Annotated in this window: 16 protein-coding genes; 12 read left to right on the top strand and 4 right to left on the bottom strand. The window is 71.3% G+C overall.

What is annotated here, in order from left to right:
* The first annotated feature begins 2 nt into the window (after nt 1-2).
* The 5 genes from JJI54_RS26955 to JJI54_RS26935 are packed head-to-tail and all read left to right on the top strand — an operon-like array spanning nt 3 to nt 4,438.
* Entirely contained in the window at nt 3-1,010 is a 1,008-nt protein-coding gene (locus JJI54_RS26955; protein ID WP_203076513.1) for an ABC transporter permease, read from the top strand.
* Nucleotides 1,007-1,876: an ABC transporter permease gene (locus JJI54_RS26950; protein WP_203076512.1), complete on the top strand. Its 870-nt coding sequence runs from the start codon at nt 1,007-1,009 to the stop codon at nt 1,874-1,876. Before JJI54_RS26955 ends, JJI54_RS26950 begins: the two co-directional genes overlap by 4 nt.
* On the top strand, nt 1,873-2,850 hold the full coding sequence (locus JJI54_RS26945) for an ABC transporter ATP-binding protein (RefSeq protein ID WP_203076511.1): 978 nt from the start codon (nt 1,873-1,875) through the stop codon (nt 2,848-2,850). Before JJI54_RS26950 ends, JJI54_RS26945 begins: the two co-directional genes overlap by 4 nt.
* A complete protein-coding gene (locus JJI54_RS26940; protein ID WP_203076510.1) occupies nt 2,843-3,634 on the top strand; it encodes an ATP-binding cassette domain-containing protein in 792 nt (263 codons plus the stop codon). Before JJI54_RS26945 ends, JJI54_RS26940 begins: the two co-directional genes overlap by 8 nt.
* 12 nt (nt 3,635-3,646) lie before the next feature.
* On the top strand, nt 3,647-4,438 hold the full coding sequence (locus tag JJI54_RS26935; RefSeq protein WP_203076509.1) for a fumarylacetoacetate hydrolase family protein: 792 nt from the start codon (nt 3,647-3,649) through the stop codon (nt 4,436-4,438).
* 3 nt (nt 4,439-4,441) lie between these two features.
* On the opposite strand, the gene maiA is transcribed toward JJI54_RS26935, so the two are convergent.
* Both maiA and JJI54_RS26925 read right to left on the bottom strand, forming a co-directional pair.
* Nucleotides 4,442-5,092: a maleylacetoacetate isomerase gene (maiA, locus tag JJI54_RS26930; protein WP_404817633.1), complete on the bottom strand. Its 651-nt coding sequence runs from the start codon at nt 5,090-5,092 to the stop codon at nt 4,442-4,444.
* Nucleotides 5,093-5,145: 53 nt separating this feature from the next.
* Nucleotides 5,146-5,874 carry a GntR family transcriptional regulator gene (locus tag JJI54_RS26925; protein WP_203076508.1) on the bottom strand — a complete coding sequence of 243 codons (729 nt, stop codon included), beginning with the start codon at nt 5,872-5,874 and terminating at the stop codon, nt 5,146-5,148.
* Between the two features lie 118 nt (nt 5,875-5,992).
* Between JJI54_RS26925 and JJI54_RS26920 the strand changes: the two genes are divergently transcribed.
* The 7 genes from JJI54_RS26920 (at nt 5,993) to JJI54_RS26890 (ending at nt 12,282) form a co-directional block, all read left to right on the top strand.
* The gene (locus tag JJI54_RS26920) at nt 5,993-7,009 is read left to right on the top strand and encodes an ABC transporter substrate-binding protein (protein ID WP_203076507.1); all 1,017 of its coding nucleotides are present in this window, start codon (nt 5,993-5,995) and stop codon (nt 7,007-7,009) included.
* 8 nt (nt 7,010-7,017) lie between these two features.
* A complete protein-coding gene (hydA, locus tag JJI54_RS26915; protein WP_203076506.1) occupies nt 7,018-8,448 on the top strand; it encodes a dihydropyrimidinase in 1,431 nt (476 codons plus the stop codon).
* The gene (locus tag JJI54_RS26910; RefSeq protein WP_203076505.1) at nt 8,439-9,215 is read left to right on the top strand and encodes an SDR family oxidoreductase; all 777 of its coding nucleotides are present in this window, start codon (nt 8,439-8,441) and stop codon (nt 9,213-9,215) included. Before hydA ends, JJI54_RS26910 begins: the two co-directional genes overlap by 10 nt.
* 91 nt (nt 9,216-9,306) lie before the next feature.
* A complete protein-coding gene (locus tag JJI54_RS26905) occupies nt 9,307-9,966 on the top strand; it encodes a D-glutamate cyclase family protein (RefSeq protein WP_318987591.1) in 660 nt (219 codons plus the stop codon).
* Between the two features lie 5 nt (nt 9,967-9,971).
* Nucleotides 9,972-10,382: a GlcG/HbpS family heme-binding protein gene (locus JJI54_RS26900; protein WP_203076503.1), complete on the top strand. Its 411-nt coding sequence runs from the start codon at nt 9,972-9,974 to the stop codon at nt 10,380-10,382.
* Between the two features lie 63 nt (nt 10,383-10,445).
* The gene (locus tag JJI54_RS26895) at nt 10,446-11,423 is read left to right on the top strand and encodes a Bug family tripartite tricarboxylate transporter substrate binding protein (protein WP_203076502.1); all 978 of its coding nucleotides are present in this window, start codon (nt 10,446-10,448) and stop codon (nt 11,421-11,423) included.
* Nucleotides 11,407-12,282 (top strand): NAD-dependent epimerase/dehydratase family protein, encoded by an 876-nt coding sequence (locus tag JJI54_RS26890; protein WP_203076501.1) that lies wholly within the window; start codon nt 11,407-11,409, stop codon nt 12,280-12,282. The genes JJI54_RS26895 and JJI54_RS26890 overlap by 17 nt, the downstream gene beginning before the upstream one ends.
* A 9-nt stretch (nt 12,283-12,291) precedes the next feature.
* Here JJI54_RS26890 and JJI54_RS26885 read toward each other — a convergent pair whose 3' ends face one another.
* Together JJI54_RS26885 and JJI54_RS26880 are read right to left on the bottom strand one after the other, a co-directional pair.
* Nucleotides 12,292-13,764 carry an efflux transporter outer membrane subunit gene (locus tag JJI54_RS26885; RefSeq protein WP_203076500.1) on the bottom strand — a complete coding sequence of 491 codons (1,473 nt, stop codon included), beginning with the start codon at nt 13,762-13,764 and terminating at the stop codon, nt 12,292-12,294.
* A 2-nt stretch (nt 13,765-13,766) separates the two neighbouring features.
* Nucleotides 13,767-16,901, bottom strand: a complete 3,135-nt coding sequence (locus JJI54_RS26880) for an efflux RND transporter permease subunit (protein WP_203076499.1) — start codon at nt 16,899-16,901, stop codon at nt 13,767-13,769.
* Nucleotides 16,902-16,906: the final 5 nt, after the last annotated feature.

Here is a 16,906-nt window from a genome sequence, read left to right as displayed (position 1 = left end):
GCATGATCCGCTTCCTGCTGCGGCGCCTGCTGCTGACGGTGCCGGTGCTGCTCGGGCTCACGGTGCTGGTCTTCATCATCGGCCGGATGCTGCCGGGGGACCCGGTGGCGCTGGCCGCCGGGCCGAATGCCAGCGCGGCGGAGATCGCCGATGTCGCGCGCGAATTCGGCCTGGATCGCCCGCTGCTGACGCAATACGGCAGCTACCTCTCGGGCCTGCTGCGCGGCGATTTCGGCGTCTCCATCTTCACGCGGCGGCCGGTGGCGGAGGACCTTGCGGCCTTCCTGCCGGCGACGCTGGAACTGGTCTTCGCCGCGATGTTCATCGCCGTCGCGGTCGGGCTGCCGATGGGCCTGGCGACGGCCGTGTGGCGGGATCGCTGGCCGGACGCGGTCTCCCGCATCGCGGCGCTGGGCGCCATCTCCATGCCGCGCTTCTTCCTCGGACTGCTGCTGCAACTCGGCTTCGCCATGTGGCTCGGCTGGCTGCCGCTGTCCGGCCGCTTCCCGATCACGGAGGACCCGCCACCCTGGGTGACGGGTTTTCTCACGATCGATGCGCTGGTGGCCGGTGATCTCTACGCCTTCGGTGTCGCCTGCCAGCACCTGCTGCTGCCCGCGCTCGCCATGTCGCTCTCGCCGCTCGCCACCATCATGCGCATGATGCGTGCCTCGACGCTGGAGGTGCTGCAGCAGGATTATGTGCTGACGGAGCGCGCGCTCGGCCTCTCCCGCTCGCTCATCCTGTTCAAGTATGTCAGCCGCAACGCGGTGGCGGCGACGCTGACGGTGATCGGCCTCTATTTCGGCTGGCTGCTCGGCGGCACGGTGCTGGTGGAGACAGTGTTCGACTGGCCCGGCATCGGCCTCTACGCCACGAAGTCCGTGGTGTCGCAGGATTTCATGCCGGTGATCGGCGTCACGCTCGTCATCGGCAGCATCTTCGTCTTCTCCAACCTGCTCGTCGATGTGGCGCAGGGCCTCGTCAATCCACGGGTGCGCGTGGAATGAGCGCGACGGTCGCCCCGCGGCAGGCCTTCCGCCGCGCTGCCTATCGCTTCTCCCGCAGCTGGCTCTCCGTGCTCGGCCTGGTGATGGTGGCGGGGCTGCTGCTGCTGGCGGTGGCGGGGCCTTGGCTCGCGCCCTTTCCGGAGCATGTTGCGGGCAGCGTGAACACGGCCGCGCGCTTCCGCCCGCCCTCGCTGGCGCATCCCTTCGGCACGAACGAGGTCGGGCAGGATGTGCTCTCGCTCGTCATGGCGGGCGCGCGCGTCTCCATCGTCGCCGGTCTTGCCGTGGTGCTGCTGGGCACGGCGGTCGGCACCGTCATCGGCGCCATCGCGGGCTATGCGGGCGGCTGGGTGGATGAGGTGCTGATGCGCCTCGCCGACCTCAAGCTCACCATCCCCGGCCTGATGCTGGCCATGGCCGTTGCGGCGGCACTCGGCGCCGGCATGGCCAACATGGTCTTCGCCATCGCGCTGTCCTGGTGGCCCGGCTATGCCCGCCTGGTGCGCGCGGAGGTCATGGCGCGGAAGGAGGAGATGTTCGTCACCGCCGCTCGCGCCATCGGCGCTTCCGGCGCGCGCATCCTGTTCCGCCACATCCTGCCCAACGTCGCTACGCCGGTGATCGTGAAGATGTCGCTCGACATGGGCTTCGCGATCCTGACGGTCGCCTCGCTCGGCTTCATCGGCATCGGCGTGCGGCCACCGACGCCGGAATGGGGCGCCATGCTCTCCGTCGCGCGCGGCTACATGCCGGATTTCTGGTGGATGGCGCTGGCGCCGGGCATGGCGATCTTCGTCGCCGTCTTCGGCTTCAACCTGCTGGGCGACGGATTGCGCGACCTCTTCGATCCCAAGGCGCGGCGATGACGGCGCTGCTGGAGATCCAGGGCCTGCATCTCGGCATGCAATCCTTCGATGGAGAGGCGCATGTCCTCAACGGCATCGACCTGACCATCAATCGCCGCGAGATCTGGGGTGTGGTGGGGGAGACCGGCTGCGGCAAGTCGCTGACGGGGCTTTCCGTCTCCCGCCTCGTCCCCACGCCGCCGGCGCGCTACCGCGGCGGGCGCATCCTGTTCGAGGGGCAGGATGTGCTGGCGATGCCCGAGGGCGAGTTGCGTAAGCTGCGCGGCCGCCGCATCGGGATGATCTTCCAGGACCCGACGACGAATTTGAACCCGAGCTTCCGCATCGGCGACCAGCTGGTCGATGTCGCGCTCGCCGCGGCGCGCCACACCGAACGAACCACGCGGGCCGCGGCGCGGGACCTGGCGGCGCGGATGTTGGACAAGGTCGGCATCCCCAACGCGGCCTCGCGGCTCGATGACTATCCCCACCAGTTCTCTGGCGGCATGCGGCAGCGCGTGCTGATCGCCATGGCGCTGATCGGGCGGCCATCCTTGCTGATCGCGGATGAGCCGACGACGGCGCTCGATGTCTCGGTCCAGGCGCAGGTGCTGGCGCTGCTGAAGGGGATGGTGGCGGAGACGGGCATGGCGGTGATGCTGATCACCCACAGCCTCGGCGTCGTCGCCCAGCTCTGCTCTCATGTCGCCGTCATGTATGCCGGCAACATCGTGGAGAGCGGCCGCGTCGCGCAGGTGATCCGCCGGCCCGCGCATCCCTATACCCAGGCGCTGCTGGCCGCGATCCCCACGCGCCATGTCGCGCGCGGTGCGCTGCAGGGCCTGGCCGGTAGCGTGCCGGACCTGCTGTCGCCGCCGCCCGGCTGCCGCTTCGCGCCGCGCTGCGCGCATGCAAGCGCGGCCTGCGCCACGCTGCCCGCGACGGTCGCGGTGGAGGATGGCCACCGCGTGGCCTGCGTGCTCGCCCATGCTTGAGATCGAGGGCCTGACCAAGACCTTCACGCGGGGCGGCCTGCTGCGGCGGGCCGACCCCGTCACCGCGCTGCGCGACGTGTCGCTCAGCGTCGCGAAGGGCGAGAGCTTCGGCCTGGTCGGTGAGTCGGGCTCCGGCAAGTCCACGCTCGCGCGCTGCATCCTGCGGCTCGATCAGCCCACCAGCGGCCGCATCCTGTTCGAGGGCGAGGACATGGCGCGGCTGACGCCCGCGGCCATGCGCCGGCTGCGCGCGCGCATCCAGGTGGTCTGGCAGGACCCCTATGCCTCGCTCAACCCGCGCATGTCCGTGCATGACATCGTGACGGAGCCGCTGGTGGTGCACCGCGCCGCCATCGGGCTCGATGCGCGCGGCCGGACGGAGCGCGCGGCGCGAATCCTGGCGCAGGTCGGGCTCGGCCCGCAGCACCTGCACCGCTACCCCCATGAATTCAGCGGTGGCCAGCGCCAGCGTATCGGCATCGCCCGCGCGTTGGTGACGGAGCCCGCGCTGCTGCTGCTGGACGAACCCACCAGCGCGCTCGACGTCTCCGTCCAGGCGCAGGTGCTGAACCTGCTGGTCGATCTCCAGGCCCGGCTCGGCCTGACCTACTTCTTCATCAGCCATGATCTGGCCGTCATCCGCTACATCTGCGACCGTGTCGCCCTGCTGCACCGGGGCGTGATCGTCGAACAGGGGCCGACCGCCGCCATCTTCGATGCCCCGCAACACGCAATCACGCGCACCCTGCTGGCGGCGATGCCGGAGGTGGTGGTGCCAGGCTGAAAGGGCCAGGGGATGAAGCTGCTGCGATTCTCGACCGGGGGTGCCGCGCGCTACGGGCTGCTGGAGGGTGCGGAAGTCGTTGCCCTGCCCGCCGAGACCATGGCGGAAGCCATGGCCTGCACGGATGCCAACGGCCCGCGCTATCGGCTTTCCGCCATCACCCTGCTGAATCCGCTGCCGGATTCGCGGCTGTTCTGCATCGGCCTGAACTACCCGAAGCCGCATCCCCTGGGCGGGGAGGTGAAGGGGCCGGCCAACATCTCCTACTTCCTCAAGCACCAGGCGGCGCTGGTCGGCCCCGGCCAGGCGCTGCGGCTGCCCGGCGTGTCGGAGCAGTTCGACTATGAATGCGAACTCGCCGTCGTCATCGGCCGCGGCGGCCATCGCATCGCGGAGGCCGATGCGATGGAGCATGTCGGCGGCTACACCATCCTCAATGACGGCTCCGTGCGCGACTGGCAGGCCCACAGCGTCACCGCCGGCAAGAATTTTTTCGAGTCCGGCAGCATCGGGCCCTGGGTCGTCACCTCCGATGAAGTCAGCGACTGGCAGGAGCTGACGCTGCGCACGCGCCTCAACGGCAAGACGGTGCAGGACAGCAAGGCGGGCGCGATGTTCTTCGGCATCCCCGCGCTGATCGCCTACCTCTCCACCATCACGCCACTGCAGCCGGGCGACGTGATCGCGACGGGATCGCCGGAGGGCACCGGCGCCACGCAGAAGCCGCCGCGCTTCCTGCGCAGCGGCGATGCGCTGGAATTCGAGGTCGATGCCGTTGGCGTCCTGCGCAACAGCGTCGGCTGAGGCTCACTCCGCGTCGGGCTGCCTGTCCGGCGCGGCGTCCTGGAAGGCAGGCAGGGCCGTGCAGGCGGCCTCGATCCGCAGCACGGTGGGGTAGGGCGCGAGGTCGACCCCGAAGCGCCGCGCATTGCCGAGCTGCGGCACCAGGCAGAGATCGGCCACGCCCGGCGCATCGCCATGGCAGAAGCGGCCCGTCTCCGCCTCCCGCGCGAGGCGCGCCTCCAGCGCCGCCAGCCCCGTCTCGATCCAGTGGCGCGCGAAGGCGTCGATCGCCGGCTGTTCCTGCCCCAGCTCGTGCTTGAGGTAGGCCAGCACGCGCAGGTTCTGGATCGGGTGGATGTCGCAGGCGACGATCTGCGCCAGCGACCGCACGCGGGCGCGGCCCCAGGGATCGGCGGGCAGCAGCGGCGGCAGGGGCTTCGTCTCCTCCAGCCATTCGACGATCGCCATGGATTGCGTCAGCACGCCCTGGCCCGGCACCTCCAGCGCCGGCACCAGCCCCTGCGGGTTCAGCGCGACATAGTCGGGCGCCGCCTGTTCCCGCCGCCGCAGGTGGCGGGACACCTTCGCGTAGGCCATGCCCTTCAGGTTCAGCGCGATCCGCACCCGCCAGGCGGCGGTCGAGCGGAAATAGCCCTGCAGCACCAGCCCATCCATCGCGCCGTCTCCCCCGTATTCGCGCCAGCCTCCCACGGAACCCCGCGCTGCCGTCAAGGGGACCGGGCCAGCATCAGGCGGATGTCGATCCCCTCCGTGGAGGGGCGGTCCAGCCGCAAGCCGCGCTCGATATCCGCCAGGTGCTTCTGCATCAGCGTGACCGCGGCGCGGTGCCGGCGCGCGCGGATCAGGGCCACCAGCTCCTCATGGTCGTCATGCCAGCAGGCGAGGCCCGCGCGGTCCTCATAGAGCGCCACCACCAGGCTGGTGCGCGCCACCAGCAGCCGCACCTGTTCCTCCAGGATCGGATTGCCGGAGAGCCGCGCGACCAGGGTGTGGAAGCCGCCGGAAAGGCGTATCGCCTCCCGCACCCGTCCCGCGCGGCGCAGGCGGTGTTCCTCCGCCAGGTTCTCCAGCAGCAGGTTCGCGTCGGCCGCGCTGCCGCCGCGGGCCACGGCTTCCACGCAGCCGCCCTCGATCGCGCGGCGGGCGGCGAAGATGGCGCGGGCTTCCTCGGCATCCGGGGCGGCCACGAAGACGCCGCGGTTGGGGGGCGCCACCGCCAGCCTCTCCCAGACCAGGCGCTTCAGCGCATCGTTGATGGCGCGGCGGCCGAGGTCGAAGGTCTCCACCAGCGATCGCTCGGTCAGCTTGGTGCCGGGCGGCAGGCGCTGGTCCACGATCGCCTCGAAGAGATGGGCGTGGACGGCATCGGCATCCTCCGCCCTGGGGCGGTTGGCCGCGTTGATGACGCCCACGAGGCGATGCGGGTCGCCCGCCATCTGCCGCTCCTTCGCGCACGGGATTGCGCACAATCCTGCGCGGGATCGGGTTTCGCGGCAATCCGGGGCTGGCACGGCGGTTGCAGCACACCCCTCGCCATCCCGAGGAGCAACCCCCATGCCGACCCGCCGTTCCCTGCTGCTCGCCACCCCCGCCATCCTGGCCGCCGGCGCCGTCCGCGCCCAGGCGCTGGAGGTGAAGGTTTCCCTCGCCGCGCCCTTCGATGGGTCGAACGCCGCCTTCTTCCTGGCGGAGGAACGCGGCTGGTTCCGCGAGGCCGGTCTGCGCTGCACCTTCGACAGCAGCGGCGGATCGGGTGAGGCGGTGACGCGCGTCGGTTCCGGCACCTACGAATTCGGCATCGGCGACATCAACGTGCTGCTGGAATTCAACGCCAAGAACCCGGGCAGCGCCGCGCGCTGCGTCTACATGGTCTATTACCGCAGCCCGCTCTCCGCCGCGTCCTTCCCCCGCGCCGGCATCGCGACGGCGCGTGACCTGGCCGGCAAGCGGATCGGCGCCGCGCTGACCGATGGCGCCTACCGCATCTTCCCCGCCTTTGCCGCGACGGCCGGCATCGATGCCGCCAGCGTCCGCTGGCAGTATGGCGACCTGCGCCTGCGGGAAGCCTTCCTGATGCGGGGCGATGTGGACGCCATTCTCGGCTTCGACAGCACCATGTATTTCGGCCTGGTCCGCGCGGGTGCGCGGCCGCAGGACATCCGCTTCCAGTATTTCGCCGATACCGGCCTGCCGCTCTACGGCAATGGCATCCTCGCCTCCAAGCGCATGCTGGAGACGAACCCGGACGCCGTGCGCCGCTTCACCGCCGCCGCCGCGCGGGGCTGGCAGGCCGCCGCCGCCGATCCCGCCGCCGCCATCGCCGCCCTTCGCCGCAAGGAACCGCTGACCGATGTGGCGCTGGAGACGGAGAAGCTGCGCTGGCTGATCGAGAAGCAGATGACGACGGAGGAGAGCCGCGCCGACGGCATGGGCGGGGTGCGCGCCGACCGCTTCGCCACCTCCGTCGCCACCGTCTCCCGCGCCTTCGGCCTGACGACGCCGATCGCGCCGGCCGATGTCTTTGATCCCTCCTTCCTGCCGTCGATGGACATCCGCCGCTTGCCGGCCTAGCGAAGCCCATGACCCGCTTCGATACCGTGATCCGTGGTGGCACCGTCGCCACCGCGGCCGATGTCTTCCGCGCCGATATCGGCATCCGCGATGGCGTGATCGCCGCCATTGCGGATCGCCTGGGCGATGCGGATCGCGTGATCGATGCCACCGGCCGCCTGGTGCTGCCGGGCGGCATCGATGCGCATGTGCATATCGACCAGGTGCAGGCGCCGGGCCTGGCTTCCGCCGGTGCGCGCATGGCGGATGGGTTCCTGAGTGGCACCCGCAGCGCGGCCTTCGGCGGCACGACCTGCACGCTGAGTTTCGCCGTGCAGCATCGCGGCGCGTCGCTCCGCGCGGCGGTGGAGGACTACCACCGGCGCGCCGAGGGCAACGCCTTCCTCGACTACAGCTTCCACCTGGTGCTGGCGGACCCGAGGCCCGAGGTGCTGGGGCAGGAACTGCCGGCGCTGATCGCGCGGGGCCACCGCAGCCTCAAGGTCTACATGACCTATGAGGCGATGCGCCTGTCCGACACGCAGATCCTCGATGTGCTGGAAGTGGCGCGGGACCAACGTGCGGTGGTTCTGGTGCATGCCGAGAACCACGAGATCATCGGCTGGCTCGCGGATCGGTTGGAACGGCGTGGCCAGACGGCGCCGCGTTTCCACGCGACATCGCGCCCGCTGCCGGTGGAGCGGGAGGCGACGCATCGCGCGCTGACGCTCGGGGAGATTGCGGGCGTGCCGCTGGTCATCGTGCATGTCTCCGGCGCCGAACCGCTGGAGGAGATCCGGCGCGCCCGCGCGCGCGGCGTGACGGTGATCGCGGAGACCTGTCCCCAATACCTGACGCTGACGGAACAGGACCTCGACCAGCCCGACATACTCGGCGCAAAGGTCATGTGCAGCCCGCCGCCGCGCGACACGGCCTCCCAGGCCGCCTGCTGGCGGGGGATCGAGGATGGGACCTTCGACCTCTTCAACAGCGACCACGCGCCCTACCGCTTCGATGCGGAGGGCAAGCTGCGCGCCGGGCCGAACGCGCCCTTCCGCAAGGTCTCCAACGGCGTGCCGGGGCTGGCGACGCGCCTGCCGATCCTGTTCAGCGAGGGTGTGGTCGTGGGCCGCATCAGCCTGCCGCGCTTCGTGGCGCTGACGGCGGCCAACAACGCCGCGACCTATGGGCTGGACCGCAAGGGGCGGATCGCGATCGGCGCCGACGCCGACATCGCCATCTGGGACCCGGAGCGGCGCGTGACCATCACCAACGACCTGCTGCACCATGACGTCGACTATACGCCGTGGGAGGGCATGTCCGTGACCGGTTGGCCGGAACTGGTCATGTCCCGGGGGGAGGTCGTCGTGGAACAGGGCGAATTGCGCGCCAGGCCGGGCCGCGGGCGCTTCATCGAGCAATCCGTCTCCTCCGCCTTCGGACCCCGCGCATGGATTTAGGCATCAAGGGGCGCCGCGCGCTGGTGCTCGGCGGCAATCGCGGCATGGGCCTCGCCATCGCGCAGGCGCTGGCGGCGGAGGGTGCCCGCATCGCCATCGCGGCGCGGGACCGGGCCGCCACGGCGCAGGCCGTTGCGACGCTGGGGGAGGGCGCGGCGGGCTTCGCGCTGGACCTGTTGGACACCGCCGGGCTCGATGCCTTTGCGGCGCGCGTCGCGTCGGAATTCGGCGCGCCGGAGATCCTGGTGAACAATACCGGCGGCCCTGCCTATGGCGGCGCGGCGGGGCGCGATCCGAAGGACTGGACGGAGGCCTTCCAGGGGATGGCGCTGGCCGTCTATCGGCTGACGGACCTCTTCCTGCCCGCGATGCGCGCGGCGGGGTGGGGCCGCGTCCTGACGGTCGTCTCCACCGGCGCGGTGCAGCCGCTGCCCGTCCTCGGCATCTCGAATTCCATCCGCGCCGGCATCATCGCCTGGTCCAAGACCCTGTCGGCGGAGGTCGCGAAGCAGGGCGTGACGGTGAACATCCTGATGCCCGGCCGCGTCGGCACCGAACGCGTGCACCTGACCGATGCCGCCGCCGCGGCGCGGGAGGGCATCAGCCAGGAGGAGGTCCGCACCCGGTCCTGGGCGCAGATTCCGATGGGCCGCTATGCGCGGCCGGAGGAGGTCGCGGCGATGGCGGCCTTTGCTTGTTCCGATCCCGCATCCTATGTCACGGGCACGGTGTTGCGCGTGGATGGGGGCTTCATTCGTCATGTCTGAGACCGGGCTGGCGTTTCGCCAGCTTGTGCGGGGGGGGTATCGCGGGCTCAGTGTCGGCCGGGCCCGGGGTTATGTTCAGGCCAATCTCGTGGTGTTGCCGGCCGAGGCGGCGAAGGAATTCGTCCGCTTCTGCGAGGAGAATCCGGCGGCCTGCCCGCTTCTGGCCGTCGGCAAGAAGGGCGATCCGCGGCTGCCGGAACTGGGCGCCGACCTCGATGTGCGGACCGACCTGCCGGGCTACATGCTGTACCGCGACGGCGTCGCGACGCCGGCCGAGCACCTGATGGCCGCCTGGCGGAAGGACATGGTCGCGGTCGCCATCGGCTGCTGGTTCGGGGCGGAAGCCGCGCTGGCCCGCGCCGGCATCCGCATGCGGCATGTTGAACTCGGCATCCAGGGGCCGCTCTTCCGCACCTGGATCCCCGCCGTGCCGGCGGGGCGCTTCAGCGGCAACCTCGTCGTCTCCATGCGCCCCTTCGCGCAGGAGGATGTGCGCCGCGTCTCCTTCATCACCGGGCGCCTGCCGCGCAGCCATGGCGCGCCGATCCATCGCGGCCATGCCGCGCATCTCGGCATCCTCGATATCGGGAAGCCGGATTGGGGAGAGGTGCTGCTGCCCGAACCCGGGGAGGAATCCCTGTTCTGGGCCTGCGGGCTGACGGCGCTGACGGCGCTGGAAGCTTCCGGCCTGCCCTACTACGCGACGCATGCGCCCGGCTGCATGCTGGTGACCGACCTTCCGGAAGGATAGAGCCCATGGCGCTGACCCGCGCGACGACCAAGCTGACGCATGAGGCCGCGATCGCGCTGATCCGCGCGGCGGTGGACCACGCGGCATCCATGGGCCAGCCGCAATGCATCGCGGTGGTGGATGAAGGCTGCAACCTGCTGTCCTTCATCCGCATGGATGGCGCCCGCGTGCTGTCGGTGGAATCGGCGCGGCGCAAGGCGGAAACCGCGGCCTCCACCGGCCGGCCCACCGGCGGCATGGGGCCGGAGCTGGAACTGAAGCTCGCCATCGCGACCGAGGGGCGGATGACCAACCTCAAGGGCGGGGTGCCGATCATCGTGGATGGCGTGGTGGTGGGCGGCATCGGCGTCGGCTCCGGCACCGGCGACCAGGACCGGGAGGTGGCGGAGGCCGCCATCAAGGCCGTCTTCGGCTAGCTATTGCGCCTGGCAGCCCGCTTCGCCAGGGTGCGGCGCCAAGGCCAATCCCCGGGAGGAACCATGCTGTCGCGCCGCCGCCTGATCGCCGCAACGGGCCTCGCCGCCCTGTCCGCCCCCGCTGTCGCGCAGGCGCCCTGGGTGCCGCCGCGGCCCGTGACGCTGGTGGTTCCCTATCCCGCCGGCGGGCCGACGGACCTGATCGCCCGCATGATGGCGCAGGAATTCTCCGCCGATCTCGGCCAGCCCATGGTGGTGGAGAATGTCGGCGGCGGCGCCGGCGCCATCGGCACGCGCCGCGTGGCGCAGGGGGTGAAGGACGGCACGCAGCTGGTCTTCGGCACCAACCAGACCCATGCCACCAACATCTCCCTGATCCCGCAGGGCGGCGGCTACCACCCCATCAACGACTTCACGCCGATCGCGCTGCTGGTCGATCTGCAGCACATCCTGGTGGTGAAGAACGACCTGCCGGCGCGCAGCATGCCGGAATTCCTTGACCTGCTCCGCGCCCAGCCGGGCCGGCTGAACTGCGGCTCCACGGGCCAGGGCTCGGCCGCGCATCTGACGCTGGAGCTGTTCCGCGCGCGGACCGGCCTGCAGATGAACCACATCGCCTATCGCGGTTCGGCGCCGCTGATGCAGGACCTGCTGGGCGGCCATATCGATGCCAGCTTCGCCACCACCCCGACCGTGCTGTCCCAGGTGCAGGCCGGGCGGGTGCGGGCGCTGGCCGTGGCCTCCCCCAACCGCTCTCCCCACCTGCCGGAACTGCCGACGCTGGCGCAGGCCGGTGTCGCGGGGGTGGAGGCCGATGCCTGGCTTGCCTTCTTCGCCCCGGCCGGCGTGCCGGAAGCCGCCGTCGCCCGCTACCGCGCCCTGGCCGCCCAGGCCATGCGGAAGGAGAGCGTGCGCGCGGAGTGCATCCGCCTCGGCATGGCGCCGAACCTGCGGGAGGGCGCGGCCTTCGCCGCCTTCCTGGCGGAGGATGTGCAGCGCTGGGCGGAGGTCGTGCGCAGCGCGAATGTCACCGCCGAATAGCGTCCTCGTCACCGGCGGCGCGGGATTCCTGGGCGGCTGCATCGCGACGGCGCTGGAGCAATCCGGCGCCCGCGTGACGCGCTTCGACCGCGCCGCCTCGCCCGGCGTGGTGACGGGCGATGTCGCGCAGATCGCGGAAGCCTTCCCGCCAGGCACGCGCTTCGATGCCGTCATCCACGCCGCCGCCATCACCACCCAGGCGAGCGAGGCCGATCCCGAGGCCGCCTGGGCGATCAATGTGGAGGGCACGCGCGCCGCGCTGCGCTTCGCGGCCGGCGCACGCTTCTTGCTGCTCTCCTCCATCGGCGTCTTCGGGGGCGGGGAGGCCGAGCCGGATGAGGCGAGCCCGCCGCGCCCCTCCTCCACCTACGGCATGACGAAGGCGGTGGCGGAAGCGCTGCTGGCCGACGCGACCCGGCGGGGGCAGGCGGATGCCGTGGTGCTGCGCCTGCCGATTTCGGTGCTGCGCACCACGCGCAGCGGCCCGCCTGGCGCCGGCTTCATCAGTGACCTGGTGGCCCATGCCAGGCGGGGCGCCCGCTTCACCGCCCCCCTGGCGCCGGACCACCCGCTGCCTATCGCCAGCGTGCGGGCCAGCGTGGCGCTGGCCTGCCGGGCGGCGCTGATGCCGGCGCTGCCGGCGCGGCTGCTGCATGTGCCATCCCTGGCCGTCAGCGCCGCCATGGCGATCGCGGCGCTGGAGGCGGAGGGCGTGCCCGCCCGGGGCCTGGTGGATTGCGCGCCGGACCCGGCGGTGGAGCGCCTGGTGGCGGGCTGGCCGCGCCGGCTCTCCACGCGCTTCCCGGCCTTCTCCGCGGACCTCGCCGATGCCGATTTCGGCGCGATCCTGGCGGGCTGAGGCGCCGGCTCAGCGGGCCGCCACGACGCTCCGTTCCTCCCATCCCCCGCCCAGCGCCTTGTAGAGCGTGACCAGGTTCTGCCGCTGCGCCAGGCGCAGGCTGATCAGGGTCTGTTGCGCGGCATAGAGCTGGCGCTGCGAATCCAGCGGTGCCGTGAAGCTGTCCAGCCCCTGGCGGAAGCGCAGCAGGGACAGGCGATAGGCGCTGGCATAGGCCTCCACCAGCCTTTCCTGCGCCGCGATCTGCTGGTCATAGGTGCCGCGGGCCGCCAGCGCGTCCGCCACCTCCCGGAACGCCGTCTGGATCGTCTTCTCGTAGGTCGCCACCTGCAGGTCGCGCTGGATGCGCGCTGCGTCCAGGTTGGCCTGGTTGGCGCCGGCGGTGAAGATCGGCAGGTTCACCTGGGGCGCGAAGCTCCAGCTGCCGGACCCCGCGCTGAACAGGCGGTTCAGCCCGGTGCTGGCGCTGCCCGCGCTGGCCGTCAGCGTGATGGAGGGGAAGAAGGCCGCGCGCGCCGCGCCGATATTGGCATTGGCCGCCACCAGATTGTGTTCCGCCGCCAGCACATCCGGCCGCCGCAGCAGCAGCGCCGATGACAGGCCTTCCGGCACCGCTTCCGCCACCGGCGCGGCCAGCGCGCCCGCCATCGGCAGCAGCGCGTCCGGCACGGGCTGGCCGGCCAGCAGGTTCAGCGCGTTCACGTCCTGCGCCAGCTGCCGGGTGTAGAGGGCGAGGTTGGCGCGTGCCGTCTCCACCGCGGTCTGCGCCTGGCGCAGCGCCACTTCCGTGGTGTTGCCGCCGGCGAAGCTCGCCTGGGTCAGCCGGTAGGAATCCTCCTGGTTCGCCAGCGTCTGGCGGGTGAGGTCCAGCAGCTCCGCATCCGCCGCGATGGTCAGCCAGGCATTCGCCACCTGGCCCACCAGGCTGATCTGCGTGCTGCGCCGCGTCTCCTCATAGCCCAGATACTGTTCGAAGGCGGCGGCGGTCAGGCTGCGGACGCGGCCGAACAGGTCCAGCTCATAGCTGCTGAAGCCGATCCCGGCGGACCAGGTCCGGCCCGTGACGCCGGCCGTGCCGCCATAGGTGGCGGGCTGCGCGCCCGCCACGGCGGCCGGGCTGCGCGCGGCCTCCACGCCGCCGGTGGCGCCGAGGCTGGGGAACAGATCCCCGCGCTGGGCGCGGTACTGCGCCTCGGCATTCGCGGCGTTCAGCGCGGCGACGCGCAGGTCCCGGTTGGCGGCCAGCGCCAGGGCCACCGTGTCCTGCAGCCGCGGGTCGCGCAGCATGTCGCGCCAGCCGATCGCCGCCGCCGTCGGCGCCCCGGCCGCCACGGTGGCGGGGCGGCGATAGGCCGGGCCTTCCGGCCATCCGGCCGGCACGGGGGATTCCACCGGTGCCAGATCCGGCACCAGGCTGCAGGCGGGCAGCAGCAGGGCCAGCGCCATGGCGGGCAGCAGGCGGGCGGGAAGGGGGTGTCTCATGGTCATTCTCCCGGCACGGGATGGGCGGCCGGCAGGGCGCGCGGGGTGGGGCGGCGGGCGAGGCGCAGCACGACGAGGAAGAAGACGGGCACGAAGAAGATCGCGAGCACCGTGCCGGACAGCATGCCGCCGATCACCGCCGTGCCGATCGCGGTCTGCCCGCCCGATCCGGCGCCGGTCGCGATCGCCAGCGGCAGCACGCCCAGCACGAAGGCCAGCGACGTCATCAGGATGGGGCGCAGCCGCTGCGTGGCCGCGTGCAGCGCCGCTTCCGCCAGTGGCTTGCCGCGTTCCATCTCCTCCTTCGCGAATTCGACGATCAGGATCGCGTTCTTCGCGGCCAGGCCTATGGTCGTCAGCAGGCCGACCTGGAAATAGACGTCGTTGGCGAAGCCGCGCAGCGTGGTGGCCAGCACCGCGCCCAGCACGCCGAGCGGCACGACGAGCATCACGGAGGCCGGGATCGCCCAGCTTTCGTAGAGCGCCGCGAGGAACAGGAAGACCACCAGCATCGCCATGCCGTAGAGCACCAGGGCCTGGGACCCGGCCTGCCGTTCCTCATAGGACAGGCCGGTCCATTCGATGCCGATGCCCTGCGGCAGCGCGGCGGCCAGGCGTTCCATCTCCGCCATCGCGGTGCCGCTGGTGCCGCCGGGGGCCGCGCCGCCCAGCAATTCCATCGAGGGCTGGCCATTGTAGCGTTCCAGCCGCGGCGATCCCTGGCCCCATTCCGCCGTCGCGAAGGCGGCGAAGGAGACCATGTCGCCGGAGGCATTGCGGACGAACCAGCGGGACAGATCCTCCGGCGCCGCGCGGGCATCCGGTTCGCCGCTGACATAGACGCGCTTGACGCGGCCGCGATCGACGAAGTCGTTCACATAGGTCGAGCCCCAGGCGGCGCTGATCGTCGCCGTCACATCGGCCGGCGCCAGGCCCAGCGCGCGCGCCTTCTCCCAATCCACCACCAGGCGGAACTGCGGCTCATCCTCCTGCCCGTTGGGGCGGACGCCGGCCAGGGCCGGGCTGCGCGCGGCGGCGCCCAGCATCATGTTGCGGGCGCCGAGCAGCGCGTCGTGCCCCAGCCCGGCGCGGTCCACCAGCATCATGTCGAAGCCCGTGGCGTTGCCGAGTTCGATGATGGCGGGCGGCGCGAAGCCGAAGATCATCGCATCCGCGAAGCCGGAGAAGCGGCCCATCAGCCGGCCGGCGATGGCCTGGGCGCTGTTCTGCCGACCCTCCCGCTGCGACCAGTCCTTCAGCGACACGAAGGCGAGGCCGGCATTCTGCCCGCGGCCACCGAAGCTGAAGCCGTTGACGGTGAAGACGGAGGCGACATTCGCCCCTTCCTCCCCCAGCAGATGCTGCGTCACCGCATCCAGCGCCGCATGGGTGCGGTCCGCCGTGGCGCCCGGGGATCCCTGCACCTGCACGAAGAGCACGCCCTGGTCCTCATCCGGCAGGAAGCCCGTGGGCAGGCGGGTGAACAGCAGCGCCATCCCGCCGGCCAGCAGGCCATAGACGACCATCCAGCGCAGCGGCTTGCCGAGCATCCGCCCCAGCACCCGGCCGTAGCCGTTGGTGGCGCGGGCGAAGTTGCGGTTGAACCAGCCGGCCAGGCCGCGTTCCGCCGCGCCATGCGCGCGCGGCTTCAGCAGCGTGGCGCAGAGCGCCGGCGTGAAGATCAGCGCCACCAGGACGGAAAGCCCCATCGCGGTGGCGATGGTGATGGCGAATTGGCGGTAGATCACGCCGGTGGAGCCGCCGAGGAAGGCCATCGGCAGGAACACCGCCGCCAGCACCAGCGCGATGCCGACCAGCGCGCCGCCGACCTCCCGCATCGACTGGCGCGTGGCGTCGAGGGGCGAGAGCCCCTGTTCCATCAGCCGCTCCACATTCTCCACCACCACGATGGCGTCATCGACCAGCAGGCCGATGGCCAGCACCACGCCGAACAGCGTCAGCGTGTTGATGGTGAAGCCCGCGACGTGGAGCACCGCGAAGGTGCCCAGCAGCACCACCGGCACCGCCAGCGTCGGGATCAGCGTGGCGCGCAGGTTCTGCAGGAAGACCAGCATGACGATGAAGACCAGCAGCACCGCCTCGGCCAGGGTCTTCACCACCTCATGGATCGACAGGCGCACGAAGGGGGTGGTCTCGTAGGGGTAGACCACCTCGACGCCCTGCGGGAAGGCGGGCTTCAGCCGTTCCAGCGTGGCGCGCACGGCGGCATCGGTCGCCAGCGCATTGGCGCCGCTGGCCAGGCTGACCGCCATGGCGGCGGCGGGGCGGCCGTTGAACTGGGAGGAGGTGGAGTAGCTCTCCCCGCCCAGCTCCACGCGGGCGACGTCATGCAGCCGCACCTGCGTGCCATCGGCATTCGCCTTCAGCAGGATGGCGCCGAAGGCCTCGGGGTTGCGGAGGTAGGTGGGGCCGACGACGGTGGCGTTCAGCCGCTGGCCGCGCGCGGAGGGCAGCGCGCCCAGTTCGCCGGCGGCCACCTGGACGTTCTCGGCCTCGATCGCGCTGGTCACGTCGCCCGGCGTCAGGCCGAAGGCGCGCAGCTTCGCGGGATCCAGCCAGATGCGCATGGCGTATTGGGAGGCGAAGGCCTGGATGTCGCCGAAACCCGGGGTGCGGGACAGCTGGTCCTGCACGGTGGAGACGGCGAAATCGCCGAGGTCCGTCGCATCCAGCCGCCCATCGGTGGACACGAAGCCGATCACCATCATGAAGGTCTGGGTGGCCTTGGCGACGCGCAGGCCCTGCTGCTGCACCACCTGCGGCAGCCGCGGCGTGGCCAGCTGCACCTTGTTCTGCACCTGCACCTGCGCGACGTCCGGGTTGGTGCCCTGGGCGAAGCTCAGCCGGATGGTGGCGGTGCCGTCCTTGGTGGATTGGGAGGAGAAGTAGAGCAGGTTGTCGATGCCGGTCAGCTGCTGCTCGATCACCTGCACGACCGTGCTCTGCACCGTCTCCGCCGAGGCGCCGGGATAGGTTGCGGTGATGGAGATGCTGGGCGGCGCGACGGAGGGGTATTGCGCGATCGGCAGCTGGCGGATGGCGAGCACGCCGGCCAGCATGACGATGATGGCCACCACCCAGGCGAAGACCGGGCGGTCGATGAAGAAGCGGGACATGGCGC

The sequence above is a fragment of the Falsiroseomonas ponticola genome, assembly GCF_016805305.1.
Taxonomy (GTDB): Bacteria; Pseudomonadota; Alphaproteobacteria; order Acetobacterales; family Acetobacteraceae; genus Falsiroseomonas; species Falsiroseomonas ponticola.
Note: the sequence above shows the minus strand (reverse complement) of the source record. Positions and strands in the feature narration are given on the sequence as shown.